This window comes from Paenibacillus campinasensis (assembly GCF_002272015.1).
In the GTDB taxonomy this organism is placed as follows: Bacteria; Bacillota; Bacilli; order Paenibacillales; family Paenibacillaceae; genus Paenibacillus_AQ; species Paenibacillus_AQ campinasensis.
On sequence record NZ_NPBY01000003.1, the window covers coordinates 177,747 to 192,475 of the forward strand.

The following is a 14,729-nucleotide window of genomic DNA, read 5'->3' on the forward strand; positions in this document are numbered from 1 at the left end:
GACCATTTAAGGGGGAGCTACCGTAATGCCAGCAGACAATCTTCAAAAGTTATGCTCAGACTCAAGACAAAAGTTGAAATCTGCTATTTCGATCATGGAAGCATTTTTGAATGAACATGCGTTGCCTCAATTGGTTCAGGATGAGGATGAAGAGACCGCTCATTTCTACAAAGGATTTCTTTCGGATGTTCGCCATCTGCTTGTGTTTTCGGAGGTTTCCTATGAAAAGCTTGGCGTCGTCGAACGTCGCCCTAATTTTGATGCCGAATTTGCCGAGAAGGCTTTGTATAACTTGTATCATCGCTGCGTGAACAATTTCTTTTACCCGAAGAATGAAAGCTACTCCGAGGATGGCCGTTACGCCTATACAGGGCAGGATGCCATTCGTTTCCGCAAAAAACCGGTGCGTCCGGCTCGGGACGTTATTATGAGCATTACCAAAATTTTTGAAGAGCTGCGCGATGATCTGGCTTATTACGAGAGCGATTATCTGACCGAGCGTCGCTTGCAATCGGAAAGAAACCATGCCTAGACGGCAGATATACATCTAACCTTATATCGATTATGATCAACCGGATTTGCAGCAGGCTATAAGAGGCCTGTTTGCAGGTCCGGTTTTTGCATTTGACCGAAGATTGCTGCGGTTAACACCAACTGACAATTCGGATTGTGCATACGGGGGTACCGCTGGGGAGAAAATGTTGACGAGGTGATGCAAAATGGCCATCGATGCCAAAACATTGGTTAAATGTAGTGTAAGCAACTGTCACTATTGGGGAGAACAAAATGTGTGCAAAGCCGATACGATTATGATTGAGATTGACCGTCATGCCGACGTGAAGCTGAATGAAGAATACGGGGAAGAGACGTTTATGAACAACCACCGCGATGTGGCCGAGCAATCGTCTGCCACCTGCTGCTTGACATTTAAGCCGAAGAAATAGGCGATGATCACCTTACAGGAAATGGAGGTCAAATCATGGATCAAAAAAGACGCAACACAGGGATGAAGGTCATCGAGGGGAAGCGTCACCGGGTTGATTTCCCGCGCAAAGATCATCGTGAGGAATTTTCAGCTGAAGTCGCGTCTCCTGTGCAAACTTACGAACGGAAGGAAGAGGTTCGGGAGGCTTCACCGGAAGCAGATCTGAGTACAGGCAGAACTGTCGGATATGTCGGACTTGTACTAGGGATTATCTCCTTGTTCATGTGGTCTGTCATTCTTGGCCCGATCGCTGCTGTAGTTGGTTACTATGCTTATAACAAAGGCAGCCGAACGATGGGAGCTTGGGGGATTGGCCTCGGCGTGCTCGCAACGCTGAGCTATTTTATCCTGATTCCATTTGCCCGTTAAACGGCAAACATTAAAGCGACAACGCTTATTCACATTTCTTCTCGGCTGAAGACAGGTTAACTGCCTGGTCTTCGGCTTTTTTTCATCTGGAATGGCATTCCAATAGGTGTTACATAAATTTAACGAAATGGTATAGCAGATTGTACCAAAACGATGTAAAATAGATTTTAACAATCATAACGGGAGAGAATGTGATCCATATGATGCAAATCGATCCGGTAACCTATGTTCAAACGACAGCAACCCAGCGGGCCACGCGTTCCAGTACGGAAGAAACGGCGGTCCGGTTCAGCGATGTTCTTCAGCAAGCGGTGAACGAGGAATCCTCGGAGCAGACTGCCCGACCGATTCGTAGCCTGCCTCCTGGCGTCACTTACGAGGACGGACTGCTGTGGCAGCAACTCGGGAAGATAGACACTTCCATGGAGCGTGTACAGGATTTCCAGCCGGAGAACACCCGGTATACGAGCTTTGAGGAACTCATCACAGCAGCAGGTGAACGATATGGCGTTCCGGTTTCTTTGATCAAGTCGGTTATTCAGATCGAATCGGCTTTTAATCCGAATGCCGTTTCCCACGCGGGTGCCAAAGGCCTGATGCAGCTCATGGACGGCACGGCCAGAGGGCTTGGTGTCAGCGATTCATTTGACCCGGTGCAAAATATTGACGGCGGCACGCGCTATCTGTCCAATCTGCTGCAAAGATTCGGCGGTGAGGTGGCCGTTGCGCTGGCTGCGTACAATGCGGGACCTACTCGCGTAGCATCGCTCGGCATCACGTCGAACGAGGAGCTTATGGCTAACCTCCATGCTTTGCCGGCAGAAACGCAGGCGTACGTCCAGAAGGTCATGGATGCGCGGCGGAGTTATACCATTTAGGATATCATTGTTGAATAATGAGAAGTCGGGGATCAAACGAGAAGCATATCCCATCTGCCTGTTTGGGCGGGGTGCGCTTTACCGTTTGATCTTTTTGTGTAAATATATAATTCTGGACGAACTTTAAAGGATGGACGAAAGGGGATAATACCTTTGATATATTGGGATCACGCAGGAACAACTCCCCCGGATGACGACGTTGTGAGCACGATGGCTGAAGTGATGAAAAAGCATTACGGCAATCCATCGGCCTTGCACCAATACGGGGAGGAGGCTGCGAAGCTGCTGAAGAAAGCACGCGAGGTGTGCGCGGCAGCGCTGGAGGCGGAGCCTTCGGAAATTGTGCTGACCTCCGGTGCAACCGAAGGCAACAATATGGCAATAAAAGGAGCGGCCCTCCAGTACAAAAGCCGGGGCAAACATCTGATAACGACTCGAACTGAGCATCCGTCCGTCTATGAAAGCTTCCGCCAGCTTGAGCAGCTTGGCTGGGAGGTGACATACGTGCCGGTTGATGCCAACGGACGGGTGGATGTTCAGGCGCTTGCGGATGCGGTTCGCAAGGACACAGTACTGGTCAGCATCATGCATGTCAACAATGAGACGGGTGCGGTTCAACCCCTGATGGAGATCGGCCAAACAGTTAAACAACGCAACCACAGAACGCTGTTTCATATCGACGGGGTGCAAGGCTTCGGCAAGCTGGAAGTGTCGCTCAAGAACTGGCAGGCGGATCTATATACGTTGTCAGCGCATAAATTCAATGGCCCCAGAGGCATCGGCGTGCTGTATGTTCGCCGGGGCGTGGAGCTGTTCCCGCTGATGTCCGGAGGACAACAGGAGAACGGGCATCGGGCTGGTACGGAGAATGTGGCGGCTGCGGTCGGCATGGCCAAAGCGATGAGGCTGGGACGTGAGCGGCAGCCGGAATTTTATCGTCAAGCTTCCCTGATCCGGAATAAACTGCTTCAGGAAATCGCGGATATTCCAGGCACGGTCATGAACAGCAGCAGGGAAGGTGCGCCGCATATTATGAATTTCTCTTACCCTGGCGTGAAACCGGAAGTCATCGTCCATGCTCTAGAGGAGCTGGGGATGCTGGTGTCCACGAAATCGGCCTGCTCGTCCAAATTGAGCGAACCGAGTCGGGTTCTGCTGGAGATGGGAAAGGACATGTCCATCGCTTCGTCTGGCATCCGGATCAGTCTCGGCCGCCATCATCGGCTGGAGGATGCCGAGCGATTGATTGATGCACTGAAAACCGCGACGGGAAAACTGCGGCCTTTTATAGAAAGAAAGGGGACTACGAATTAAAATGACATACGATATGCTGCTGCTGCGTTTCGGTGAAATTACGCTGAAGGGCAGAAATCGCAACCGTTTTGAGAAAACGGTATACACCCATATCAAGGCGGTGCTGAAGCCGTATCCGAAGGTCCATATTATCCGGGAATACGGACGGCTGTATGTGGAGCTAAACGGGGAATCTGCGGAGGAGTTAACACAGGTGCTGCGGAAAGTATTTGGCATCGTGTCGGTCAGCCCGGTCCGGGTATGTCCGGTGGATCTGGATGCGATCATTGAAACGGCGCTTGATTTTCTGAGTGAGCGGGAACTGCCGGAAGGCACGACCTTTAAAGTGAATGCCCGAAGAGTGTGGAAAGCATTCCCGCATTCATCCCAAGAGATGAACCACCTGGTGGGCTCGCCCGTGCTTCGCGCTTATCCGAATCTGAAGGTGCAGGTGAAGCAGCCCGAAATAGAGCTGCGCATCGAGGTTCGGGAGAACGGAGCTTATCTGTATTATGAAACGATTCCGGGAGTGGCCGGATTCCCGCTCGGCAGTAACGGCAAGGCGATGCTGCTGTTGTCCGGCGGCATCGATAGCCCTGTAGCTGCCTGGGCGGCCATGCGGCGCGGGCTCGAAATCGAGTGTGTGCATTTCTACAGCTACCCTTACACGAGCCAGCTGGCGAAGGAGAAGGTCATCGAGCTGACCCGCATCCTATCCCGCTATGCAGGCCGGATCAAGCTGCATCTAGTTCCGTTTACCGAGGTGCAAACTTCCTTTGTCGGCAACGGCCAGGACAATATGATTATTACGCTGATGCGCCGGGCGATGCTGCGAATCACCTCCGCGCTTGCGGAGCGGTCTGGTGCGCTGGCGATTGTGACAGGGGATAATCTCGGCCAGGTAGCAAGCCAAACGCTGGCCAGCATGAATGTGATCGGCAGAGCGACGGAGCTGCCGATTCTGCGCCCGCTGGTCACGATGGACAAGAACGACATCGTCAACCAGGCCATCGAAATCGGGACGTATGAAACCTCGATTCTTCCGTATGAAGACTGCTGTACCCTCTTTGTGCCAAAATCCCCGACCACGAATCCGAATCTTCATGTCGTGGAAAGGGTGGAGGCTTCCCTTGAACGGCTTCCGGAACTGATTGAAGCCGCGATTGCCGCGACGGAGACGGTGATTATCAAACCGGATACCGACATAAGCCGGATTAGCGGCAAGGAGAGCCGGGAACCGGTCGTTCAGGAGGAATGGTTCTAATTTCGGACAAGTAGATTCCGGACAAGAACAGGCATCAGAATGCGATTCATCGCTTATTTTATATAACGCAAAAGTGCGAGTGCAATCCCAGGGTTCAATCCAGGGTACGCTCGCACTTTGTGCTTGTTTACAGCGGATGCTGCCTCTCTCAGCAGACTTGTTCTGTGGGTCCATCGTTCAATGCTGCGGGCTTGATGAAGGACGATGCGCATGCTTCCGGCGCAAATGTCCTGCGGTCAGCACGCCCAGAATAATGACGGCAATGAACAGGTAGTGAATAACGGGATGCGTCTCAAAATAAAGAACAAAATGCCGCTCATCGGTGATCATGGAAGATGCGGTATATGCGAGCACGGCTGCGCCTACATAGATAATCCACGGAAACCGGTTGATCAGCTTAATAAACAATGTGCTGCCCCAGACCACGATCGGCACGCTGATCAGCAGGCCGATGACCACGAGCAGCGCATTGTGCTTGGAGGCGCCAGCAATGGCAATCACGTTGTCCAGCCCCATTGCGGCATCGGCCACGATGATGGTGCGTATCGCTCCGCCAAGGCTTTGTCCGGCTTTGATCTGGCTGTGATCGCTGTTGTCATCGGCGAGCAGCTTGTATGCGATAATGACAAGCAGGATTCCGCCAACGAGCAGAAGCCAAGGGATATTTAACAGCCACACCACGAGGATGGTGGCTATAATCCGAAGAATGACAGCGCCGCCTGTTCCGTACAGGATAGCTTTTTTCTGGGTTTGTGGCGGTAAATTTCTGGCTGCAAGGCCGATCACGATGGCATTGTCGCCTGCCAGCACCAGGTCCAGAAATATGATGTTTAGTAATGAAAGGAAAAACTCGGCTGTAGTTTCCAATGTTCTGTCACTCCTCTTAGGACTGCCGATATATAACAAAATAAAAGGCGGATTCATTATAGGCCTATTTTTATCGTTGTGCAAGCATAGCTTGACCATCCCCCACATATGTGTATGTCATGGGGGTGTTGTTAGAGTGGAGACATGGCTGCTGTTGGGACAAATTCTGATGATTAACCTTGTGTTAAGCGGCGATAACGCCCTTGTCATCGCAATGGCGAGCAGGGACCTCCCGGAGACAAGCCGCAGGCGCGCGGTATGGATCGGTACGATAGCGGCTGTTGTGCTGCGTTGTCTTCTGACCTTCGCGGCGGTGATTCTGCTGAAAGTGCCTTACTTGCAGGCCGGTGGGGCTCTTCTGCTGATTTGGATCTCGTTTCAGTTGATGATGCCGAAGGCGGAGGACGAGGTCACTGTATCAGGCGCCCTTAGCTTATGGTCTGCCGTGAATACGATTTTGATCGCGGATTTTGTGATGAGCCTGGACAATGTGCTCGCGATTGCCGGACTTGCCAATGGCGATTTTGCATTAATTGTTATCGGTATCGTGCTCAGCATTCCGATCGTCGTCTGGGGCAGCGGCCTGATCTCGTCGCTGCTGAACCGCTTTCCGGTGCTGTTGTACATCGGCGCGGGGGTTCTGTCATATACCGCAGGCGAGATGATAGTCCAGGATGCTCGTACAGGCCAGCTGCTGGCCGTCTGGATGCCGCAGCTGTTCCCGGTGCTGCCGGTACTGGTCGCCTTCGCCGTGATGCTGTTCGGCGGCCTGGCCAGCTTGACCAGGCAGGACAAACGGCAGGGGTGACATAAGTGAAAGCGGATTGCCGCCACTGGCAAAAGAGGTTCTGGTCTATAATCGCCGCGCTGTAGATTGCGCAGCTGGGAGGGGCTTATGCAAGCCCCTTTTTGGTGTGCCATGTTTCGGACTGCTCCCCGAAATAACGGACAAATTCTGCCTGAACCTGACGGGTCGGTGGTTTTTTTTGTCGGAATGGGCTAAAATTAACGTAACTCCGGATTCATGAACCGAAGGGTGTAGGGAATTATACATACTGTATAGAGAGGGTGATCACAATGTCCTCCAGAAGAGATTTCATGTTAGGTCTGTTTATTATTGTAGCTGGCGTTGTTATTCTGCTCGGCAAGCTTGGATTTTTCGGTTTTGTCGGCCGGACGCTGTGGCCGCTTGTGTTGCTGCTGCCAGGGATCTTGATCCACCTGCTGTTTTTCGCTCGTCGCGTGTCTGCGGCCTTTCTGATTCCAGGCGGAATTTTGACCGTTTACGGCCTGCTGTTTTTGATCTGCAGCCTCGGCGGCTGGGGGCTTATGAGCGCCTTGTGGCCTGTCCTGATTCTTGGCGTTGCGGCCGGACTGTATGAATATTATCTGTTTGAAACTCCGAGACCCGCCAGGGTGCTTCCGCTTGCACTCGGGCTTGCACTGATCGGGGTGCTGATTTGGATTTTCACATGGCTCCAAGCGGGAGCGCTGTACGTGATCGCACTTGTCCTGATTGCGATTGGCGTGTGGCTTATTTTCGGCCGGAATCGTTCCAAACGTGATAAATGGAGTCGAGGCTGGTAATATCATGACGTGTAATGACATCAGTTTTCTGAAAAGACTTGATTTCTGCGACGGTTTACCTATATTATAGTTTGTGTGTTGAAGCGTCGGCATATGGTCCGGCGCTTTTTGTGGTCATTCGAATAGAAGGGATTTGAGATATAGCTATGCAATCAAGAGATCAGATTCGCAACATTGCGATCATTGCGCACGTTGACCATGGCAAAACTACGCTGGTAGACAAATTGCTCCAGCAATCCGGTATTTTTCGCGAGCATGAAACCGTACAGGAACGAGCCATGGATTCCAACGATTTGGAACGCGAGCGCGGCATCACCATCTTGGCCAAAAATACGGCGATCACGTACAAGGATTTCTTGATCAACATTGTGGATACGCCGGGACACGCCGACTTTGGCGGCGAGGTTGAACGGATCATGAAGATGGTTGATGGCGTACTGCTCGTCGTTGACGCTTACGAGGGCTGCATGCCGCAAACGAAGTTTGTGCTTGGCAAGGCGCTTGCCCATAACCTGACCCCGATTGTGGTGGTCAATAAAATCGACCGTCCGGCTGCCCGGCCGGCAGAAGTGATTGATGAGGTGCTGGATCTGTTCATCGAGCTTGGTGCGAATGATGACCAGCTGGATTTCCCGGTCGTCTATGCCTCCGCACTGAACGGAACGTCCAGTATGGATCCGGACAAGCAGGATGACAACATGCTTGCCCTATACGAGACGATTATCGAGCATATTCCGTCCCCGTCCGAGAACATTGAAGAGCCTCTTCAATTCCTCGTTACGCTGATGGATTACAATGAATATTTGGGCCGTATCGCGGTTGGCCGTGTCAATCGAGGTGTCATTAAGCAGGGGCAATCGGTTACGGTCATCATGCGGGACGGAACAAACAAGACGGCCCGGATCGAGAAGCTGTTTGGCTTCCAGGGATTGAAGCGGATTGAGGTTCCTGAAGCGGGCGCCGGCGACATTGTGGCTATTGCAGGCATCAAGGACATTAACATCGGTGAGACGATTGCGGATCCGCAGCAGCCGGAGGCGCTGCCGGTGCTGAAGATCGACGAGCCTACGCTGCAAATGACGTTTCTGGTTAACAACAGCCCGTTTGCAGGACGGGAAGGCAAGTTTGTGACGTCACGCAAGCTTCGTGACCGTCTCTTCAAGGAGCTGGAGACCGATGTCAGCTTGAGAGTGGAAGAGACGGACAGCCCGGATGCCTATATCGTGTCCGGACGCGGTGAGCTTCACCTTGGAATTTTGATCGAGAACATGCGCCGCGAGGGCTATGAGCTGCAAGTATCCAAGCCGGAAGTTATCGTGCGGGAAATTGACGGTGTCAAAATGGAACCGATCGAGCGCCTGTTGATTGACATTCCGGAGGAGAGCATGGGTGCCGTTATGGAGAGCCTTGGCACACGCAAAGCGGAAATGGTCAATATGATTAACAGCGGTAACGGTCAGGTTCGTCTTGAATTCCTGATCCCGGCGCGAGGTCTGATCGGCTACCGGACACACTTCCTGACACTGACCCGTGGATACGGCGTCATGAACCATGCCTTTGACAGCTACGGACCGGTTGTCGGCGGCCAGGTCGGCGGACGTCACCAAGGTGTTCTCGTATCGACGGAGAACGGGACATCTACATTCTATGGCATGCTGTCCGTGGAAGACCGTGGAACGTTGTTCCTTGAGCCGGGCACTGAGGTTTATGAGGGCATGATCGTCGGGGAGCATACCCGCGATAACGATATTGTCGTGAACATTTGTAAAGAGAAACAGCTTACCAACGTTCGTTCGGCAACGAAGGATGACACGGTGAAGCTGAAGACGCCGCTCATTTTCTCCCTGGAGCAGGCACTTGAATATCTGAATGATGACGAGTATTGCGAAATCACGCCGAAATCGGTTCGTCTTCGCAAGAAGATTCTGAACAAGAGCGAGCGTGAGCGCGCAGAAAAGCATCGCAAAATGGCTCAGGCAAATCTATAATAGAGATGTTACCTTGTTAAAGGAGTGAACCGTTTATGCAAGCTTGGTTTGCCGCTCATCCGCTCATCTCCTATATTTTGATCTTCGTACTGGTCACCTATGTCTACAACAAGGTGTTCCGGGTACAGCAGAAGCTGCCGCTTCTGAAGGAAATTCTCCTGTATATTTTGATGGCATTAGGTTCGGGGATGCTGCTTATATTCCAGATAGACAAGCTGCCGATTATCCAGTGCCTGCTCGTAGCGGTTGCATTGATGCTGATGGTGCGGATTCGTTATTTTGTGGAAGCACGCCAGAAGAAAAAAGCACAGTCGGAAACGAAATCCTGAGGCGGGAAAAAAGTTTGTTGCTGTTCGGCTATGAAACTTTTTGTCGATTTCGCCGTTAATAAGAGAGAGAAGTCAGCCAGAGTCCGGTTAGCCTACCGAAAGGGAGGTTAACCGGACATTCTCTAATATTGAAGGAAATTAGGTGTTATCCAATGAATTCTACTCAATCAGGCCTTCCTCCGAGAGCCAAGAACGCGGGGAAGAGCCGGAAGAAGCCTGTGCAGAAGAAGAAAAAAAGCGGAGTCAGATCCTTTTTTAAATTTCTTTTTATTTTGATTCTGATCGCAATTTTGGGAGCGGCGTCTTATGCCGGATACCTATATCTTAAAGGAAATGAGATTATCGAATCGAGCGGTGTCGACAAGCCGGTTGCTCCTGGGCATTCCGCCAAGGAAAAGCCGATTACGATGCTGCTGCTCGGGACAGACCATCGTCCTGAAACTGGCACTTATCTTACCGACGTTGTCATGGTCGTCTCCATGCATCCCGAGACCAACACGGCGACCCTCGTCTCCCTTCCAAGGGACACGCTGGTGGAGCTTGAAGGGTATAAGGCAAACAAGCTGAACGCCTACTATCCGAGATTCAAATCCGCGGAGAAGAGCAGCGGGATCAGCGCCGAAGATGAGATGAAAGCGATGCTTGGCAAGTATCTCGATGTCAATATCGACTATGTATCCGTCGTTGACTTTCAGGGCTTCCGGGATGTCGTTGACGCCTTTGGCGGCGTGGATGTCAATGTTCAGTACAACATGTGCTACAAGGACTCTGCCGACGGCACCAACATCGACCTGAAGGCCGGTCCTCAGAAGTTGGACGGCAAGGAAGCACTTGACTATGTGCGATATCGCAAATCATCTAACAAGTGCAGCCCGCGGACGAAGGAATCAAATGACTTTGAACGGAATGCCCGTCAAAGCGAAGTTTTGCATTCCTTGCTGGACCGGATGAAGAGTCTGGGCGGTGTCGCAAGAATCGGCAATGCTTTGGATGCGGTCAAAGATAATTTGAAAACCGATCTCGAACAGGATCAGATTCGCCATATGATCACCACGTATCTGGACATCCGAAAGGACGATGTACTGTTTATGCCGGTGATTGGCGAATGGAGAAGCCCTTATGTTATCGTGAGCCCAAGCGAGTTGGAGAAAGCGAAGCAGGCGCTCAAGGATGAGCTGGCCGGGAAACACCGCCATAGCGAATCCGAAGGGACAGAAGCGGAAAATACGGACTCGCCATGACAATTGAAGGCAAGTTTTGCGCTGTGATATAATACAATATATCAGGAGAAAGTTCATTGTACAGGAGGCTGTAGTCATGTCCTACCTCACGATGCCACAAATCCGCTTGGAGATGCCCAGAGCGCTGATGAAGCTTGTTTATGGCGGCTGGAACATGAACGCCCATTCCTGGTTAGCAGTGCTGACTGATCCTAGTCTTGCTCCACATGGGGAGGACAATGCCTGCATTTTCGACAACCGTGACCTTGTCGACGACGAGGCTATTTGCTCCGTCAACGTACGAGATTACGACACGGGCAGCTTCCGTCCGGTAATCGCTTCTGGTCGGATGTCTGTTTATGGTCATACACAAAGCCCAGTGATAGCTCACTGGGCTTTTTTTGTATGGAATATGTGGGAAATTGGCAAAACCCGTCAGCATTTGATGGCTGTTATTGTCCCCGGTTGCCGGGTGCCCTTTGGCCTTGATTATGCTGGTGGCGGGGCGCAGCAGGCGTGTTCGCCCTCGGCTCCATCGTTTGTGGCACCTCGCCGCCAGTCTCGCCGCCAGTCTCGTCGTTGCCTGGAGCTACATCTCTAGGAAGCTGGGGAACAATACGGCCTACGATATCCGCGAGCTCGGCAGCGAGCCCGGAGATGGGGTTCCCTTCCTGGATATGCCGATTCAAATCGGCAATGCGGTTGTTCAGATCAAGATCAGCGGTAACGAGCGCATTAGCTCCGGCCGGATCTTTTCTGAGCGCCTCGGCTACGGTGTATTTGATCGTCCCGACATCCGCGCGATCAAGACTGCCATCCACATTGACACCAACGACAGCGGTATTGCCCATGACGACACAGTTCGCACTGTTCACTCCTGGAACTTTCTCTGCGATAGCCTTCAAGTGACTGGCAGTAGCTTGGTTCACTTGACCCTGCTCGGGCGCGGCATTATTGGTATTTGGATTTGTATTCTCATTCACATTCTGAACTCTGGCACCGTTTTGTTGATTACGAGGAGAGGGTGATGCGTTATTATGGGCCGGAGCGCAGCCGGCAAGCAACACAACCGTGAGCATAATGCAAATCGCAGTTCTCATAGGTTTGATCTGTCCTTTCGTGGTCATATTCACTGATGTCACCAAGTCACTAAGCTTATTATGTCCGGGATGGAAAGGTTTATGTGTACCTGATGAAGGAGCAGTGGAGGGATAAGATGAAAAAAATATTTGTGCTGGATACGAACGTACTGCTGCATGATCCCCAATCGATTTATGCCTTCGAAGAACATGAAGTGGTCATTCCTGCTATCGTCCTCGAGGAGATCGATTCGAAGAAGCGCCATGCCGATGAAATCGGCCGGAACGCCCGCCAGGTGTCCCGGCTGCTGGACGGGTTGAGAGAGCATGGTCATCTTCATGACGGGGTGCCTATGGAGAACGGAGGGCTGCTCAAAGTTGAACTTAATCATCGCAGCTTCGTCAGGGTACAGGAATTGTTCAGTGAAGCCTCGAATGATAATCGTATCCTGGCGGTCGCATTGAACTATAAGCTGGAGGAGGACGAGAAGGCGGGAGACGGCAGACCGGTCGTTCTTGTGAGCAAGGATGTTCTTGTCCGAATCAAGGCTGATGTGCTCGGTCTGGATGCGCAGGATTACTTGTCTGACCGGACGGCGGATCCAAGCGAGCTGTTTCCAGGCTATACGACCTTGAAGGTGCATCCGGCTGTCATTGATGAGTTTTACAGCTACCGTTATCTTCCGGTTCAACCCTTGCAGCTGTCCTACTCGCTGTATCCGCATGAATTTGTCATATTGAAAGATGAGATGGGGAGTGGTAAATCCGCTTTGCTCCGAGTCAATGAAGATGCAACGAGACTGGAGCCGCTCTATCTAAGCAATGAGCCGGTATGGGGCATCAGCGCGCGCAACGCGCAGCAGCGGATGGCGCTGGAACTGCTTCTCAATGATGACATTCCCCTCGTGACCATCACCGGAAAGGCAGGAACGGGGAAAACATTGCTCGCGCTTGCTGCAGGCCTGTCGAAGGTGGAGGATGAGCACAAATATAAAAAACTTCTGATCGCGCGTCCCGTCGTTCCGATGGGCAAGGATATCGGTTATTTACCAGGGGAGAAGGACGAGAAGCTAAGACCCTGGATGCAGCCGATTTACGATAATCTGGAATACCTGTTTGATACTAAAAAAGCTGGAGATATCGATAAAATTTTGATGGGGCTTGGAAGCATCCAGGTCGAGGCACTGACTTATATTCGGGGGCGCTCGATTCCCGGGCAATTTATTATCGTGGATGAGGCCCAGAATCTGTCCCGGCATGAGGTGAAAACGATCGTATCCCGGGCCGGAGAAGGCAGTAAGGTCATCCTGATGGGCGATCCAGAACAGATAGACCATCCTTATCTGGATGCGGTGAGCAACGGCCTTACTTACGTTGTTGAACGATTTAAGCAGGAGGGATTGAGCGGTCACATCACGCTAACCAAAGGTGAGCGCTCGAAGCTGGCCCAGTTGGCGGCTGATCTGCTCTAACCTGTATGTTATTTCCCGAGAAATGAATCATGGATGTCCCGGCAGCAGCTGTTAGTCTGCTCCCGGACATCCTTTTTCTTTTGGATATCTTAAAAAAAGATAGGACAGCAGCACTAGGAGTTTGGTAAAATAATTGCATGTACCCCAAAGGAGTGAAGATGGGATATGAAGCGGAAAAATTACTGGTTCCTGTTTGCCATATTGCTGCTGTCATTAACGAGTCTATCTCCCGGAAATGACTTCACTCACAACCCTCGCAGAGACTTGCCTGGGGATGAACCGGTACCTCCAAGACAGCAGCCGGAAACTGTAGAGGATAACTTGGGACCGATCCAGGTTGGGGTTTCCCTTTCTCACGACGAATGGGAACAGCTGTCGGAACTGAACGACACCTTTATAGAGACCACCGGAGCGGAGGTCGAACTCGTTCCTCTCGATCCGGAAGACTTGACGATCGAAGCCTTTATGAGCAATCGTGCCTTGAATGAAGGGCCTGATGTTTATTTAATGGACAGTCACTTCATTAAAACGCTTGCAAAGAATGGATACTTGCTTCCTGCGGATGCTTTCCAGGGCATCGTAACCGATGGTGAAATTCTCAATGGATTGATGCCGCCGCTGGCCTGGAACGGCTATCACTGGGGAATGCCTTTTGATATAAATCCTTATATGCTGGTTTGGGAACCGGACAAGCTGCCGGATGCGATGCCGCTCCCGGATGAGCGCAAGGCGTGGCAAGAGCTGCATGATAAAGTGGAGCTACCCGTCTTTTTCATGAATGCGGAAGATCCGTATGCATTTGGAGCGGTTGTACAGCTATTGGATGGAGAGCCTGGCAGACCAGATGCCGAGGTACTGAACTGGCTATCTGACCGTGAGGGGACCTGGGTGCTGCTGGAGAGAGATACGGAGATGGACGCGAATGAGCCTCCCGATGATGCTGCACAGCTCGAAGCGCTTGTCGAGATAACGGCCTATTCCGAGGTTCGCAATCGACAGCAGGAAGGGATCGATACAGCGCTTATCCTGAACAGTCATGCCGAGCAGCCGGTGATCCATACGAGATCGTTTGCAATAGCGGCCCATACAGCCTCACCTTCACTTTCCAGGAAATGGATTACATATATGACATCTAAAGAATCCCAGCGGGCCTGGACCGCCGCCGCCGGGACATTGCCCGTAGTATCAGAGCTGTACGATCCCGGAGCTGTCAGGACAGATCCATGGCGGCTCCACATGCACAATCTGCTGGAGCAAAAAGAAGCCGCGGCCCTGGATTTTGGACGGGAAGGATCGTTCCCTGACTATGCCAAATCCGTCTCGCAGCTGCTTATGGGAGAAATGGATGCCGAGCAGTTTACCGAACGCTATTCGGATGAACAGCCCTGACATGGGCAA

The 14,729-nt window shown here is 51.8% G+C and carries 15 protein-coding genes; 13 read left to right on the forward strand and 2 right to left on the reverse strand.

Annotated elements, in window-relative coordinates; all coding sequences use genetic code 11:
• The first annotated feature begins 25 nt into the window (after window positions 1–25).
• From CHH67_RS01145 to thiI, 6 genes are all read left to right on the forward strand, one after another.
• A complete protein-coding gene (locus CHH67_RS01145; RefSeq protein WP_095263136.1) occupies window positions 26–532 on the forward strand; it encodes a YpuI family protein in 507 nt (168 codons plus the stop codon).
• Between the two features lie 187 nt (window positions 533–719).
• Window positions 720–944 (forward strand): DUF1540 domain-containing protein, encoded by a 225-nt coding sequence (locus CHH67_RS01150; protein ID WP_095263137.1) that lies wholly within the window; start codon window positions 720–722, stop codon window positions 942–944.
• A 35-nt stretch (window positions 945–979) separates the two neighbouring features.
• Window positions 980–1,354, forward strand: coding sequence for a hypothetical protein (locus CHH67_RS01155; RefSeq protein WP_095263138.1), 375 nt, complete (start codon window positions 980–982; stop codon window positions 1,352–1,354).
• A gap of 200 nt (window positions 1,355–1,554) precedes the next feature.
• Window positions 1,555–2,232, forward strand: a complete 678-nt coding sequence (locus CHH67_RS01160; protein ID WP_425320424.1) for a lytic transglycosylase domain-containing protein — start codon at window positions 1,555–1,557, stop codon at window positions 2,230–2,232.
• Between the two features lie 153 nt (window positions 2,233–2,385).
• Entirely contained in the window at window positions 2,386–3,546 is a 1,161-nt protein-coding gene (locus tag CHH67_RS01165) for a cysteine desulfurase family protein (RefSeq protein ID WP_095263139.1), read from the forward strand.
• Window position 3,547: 1 nt separating this feature from the next.
• Window positions 3,548–4,789, forward strand: coding sequence for a tRNA uracil 4-sulfurtransferase ThiI (gene thiI / locus CHH67_RS01170; RefSeq protein WP_095263140.1), 1,242 nt, complete (start codon window positions 3,548–3,550; stop codon window positions 4,787–4,789).
• A 177-nt stretch (window positions 4,790–4,966) separates the two neighbouring features.
• Here the strand turns inward: thiI and CHH67_RS01175 are convergent, their stop codons facing one another.
• Entirely contained in the window at window positions 4,967–5,656 is a 690-nt protein-coding gene (locus CHH67_RS01175; RefSeq protein ID WP_176475443.1) for a TerC family protein, read from the reverse strand.
• 136 nt (window positions 5,657–5,792) lie between these two features.
• Between CHH67_RS01175 and CHH67_RS01180 the strand changes: the two genes are divergently transcribed.
• The 5 genes from CHH67_RS01180 (at window position 5,793) to CHH67_RS01200 (ending at window position 10,801) form a co-directional block, all read left to right on the forward strand.
• Window positions 5,793–6,464 (forward strand): TerC family protein, encoded by a 672-nt coding sequence (locus tag CHH67_RS01180; protein ID WP_095263142.1) that lies wholly within the window; start codon window positions 5,793–5,795, stop codon window positions 6,462–6,464.
• A gap of 290 nt (window positions 6,465–6,754) precedes the next feature.
• Window positions 6,755–7,243 carry a hypothetical protein gene (locus CHH67_RS01185; RefSeq protein WP_425320425.1) on the forward strand — a complete coding sequence of 163 codons (489 nt, stop codon included), beginning with the start codon at window positions 6,755–6,757 and terminating at the stop codon, window positions 7,241–7,243.
• Window positions 7,244–7,389: 146 nt separating this feature from the next.
• Window positions 7,390–9,231 (forward strand): translational GTPase TypA, encoded by a 1,842-nt coding sequence (gene typA / locus CHH67_RS01190; RefSeq protein ID WP_095263144.1) that lies wholly within the window; start codon window positions 7,390–7,392, stop codon window positions 9,229–9,231.
• Between the two features lie 35 nt (window positions 9,232–9,266).
• Entirely contained in the window at window positions 9,267–9,560 is a 294-nt protein-coding gene (locus CHH67_RS01195; RefSeq protein ID WP_095263145.1) for a YlaH-like family protein, read from the forward strand.
• A 152-nt stretch (window positions 9,561–9,712) separates the two neighbouring features.
• Window positions 9,713–10,801 carry an LCP family protein gene (locus tag CHH67_RS01200; protein WP_095263146.1) on the forward strand — a complete coding sequence of 363 codons (1,089 nt, stop codon included), beginning with the start codon at window positions 9,713–9,715 and terminating at the stop codon, window positions 10,799–10,801.
• Window positions 10,802–11,232: 431 nt separating this feature from the next.
• On the opposite strand, the gene CHH67_RS01205 is transcribed toward CHH67_RS01200, so the two are convergent.
• Window positions 11,233–11,907 carry a YhcN/YlaJ family sporulation lipoprotein gene (locus CHH67_RS01205; RefSeq protein ID WP_330163912.1) on the reverse strand — a complete coding sequence of 225 codons (675 nt, stop codon included), beginning with the start codon at window positions 11,905–11,907 and terminating at the stop codon, window positions 11,233–11,235.
• 89 nt (window positions 11,908–11,996) lie between these two features.
• Here CHH67_RS01205 and CHH67_RS01210 point away from each other — a divergent pair, with 89 nt between their 5' ends.
• Both CHH67_RS01210 and CHH67_RS01215 read left to right on the forward strand, forming a co-directional pair.
• On the forward strand, window positions 11,997–13,331 hold the full coding sequence (locus CHH67_RS01210) for a PhoH family protein (RefSeq protein WP_095263147.1): 1,335 nt from the start codon (window positions 11,997–11,999) through the stop codon (window positions 13,329–13,331).
• A 165-nt stretch (window positions 13,332–13,496) separates the two neighbouring features.
• The gene (locus CHH67_RS01215) at window positions 13,497–14,720 is read left to right on the forward strand and encodes an extracellular solute-binding protein (RefSeq protein ID WP_095263148.1); all 1,224 of its coding nucleotides are present in this window, start codon (window positions 13,497–13,499) and stop codon (window positions 14,718–14,720) included.
• The last annotated feature ends 9 nt before the right edge of the window (window positions 14,721–14,729 follow it).

Excerpts from the sequence above, each read along its gene's own strand:
- CHH67_RS01210 (WP_095263147.1), top strand. The coding sequence starts at position 11,997 with ATGAAAAAAATATTTGTGCTGGATACGAACGTACTGCTGCATGATCCC.
- CHH67_RS01160 (WP_425320424.1), top strand. The coding sequence starts at position 1,555 with ATGATGCAAATCGATCCGGTAACCTATGTTCAAACGACAGCAACCCAG.
- CHH67_RS01155 (WP_095263138.1), top strand. The coding sequence starts at position 980 with ATGGATCAAAAAAGACGCAACACAGGGATGAAGGTCATCGAGGGGAAG.
- typA (WP_095263144.1), top strand. The coding sequence starts at position 7,390 with ATGCAATCAAGAGATCAGATTCGCAACATTGCGATCATTGCGCACGTT.
- CHH67_RS01150 (WP_095263137.1), top strand. The coding sequence starts at position 720 with ATGGCCATCGATGCCAAAACATTGGTTAAATGTAGTGTAAGCAACTGT.
- thiI (WP_095263140.1), top strand. The coding sequence starts at position 3,548 with ATGACATACGATATGCTGCTGCTGCGTTTCGGTGAAATTACGCTGAAG.
- CHH67_RS01200 (WP_095263146.1), top strand. The coding sequence starts at position 9,713 with ATGAATTCTACTCAATCAGGCCTTCCTCCGAGAGCCAAGAACGCGGGG.
- CHH67_RS01145 (WP_095263136.1), top strand. The coding sequence starts at position 26 with ATGCCAGCAGACAATCTTCAAAAGTTATGCTCAGACTCAAGACAAAAG.
- CHH67_RS01195 (WP_095263145.1), top strand. The coding sequence starts at position 9,267 with ATGCAAGCTTGGTTTGCCGCTCATCCGCTCATCTCCTATATTTTGATC.
- CHH67_RS01215 (WP_095263148.1), top strand. The coding sequence starts at position 13,497 with ATGAAGCGGAAAAATTACTGGTTCCTGTTTGCCATATTGCTGCTGTCA.
- CHH67_RS01185 (WP_425320425.1), top strand. The coding sequence starts at position 6,755 with ATGTTAGGTCTGTTTATTATTGTAGCTGGCGTTGTTATTCTGCTCGGC.
- CHH67_RS01205 (WP_330163912.1), bottom strand. The coding sequence starts at position 11,907 with ATGACCACGAAAGGACAGATCAAACCTATGAGAACTGCGATTTGCATT.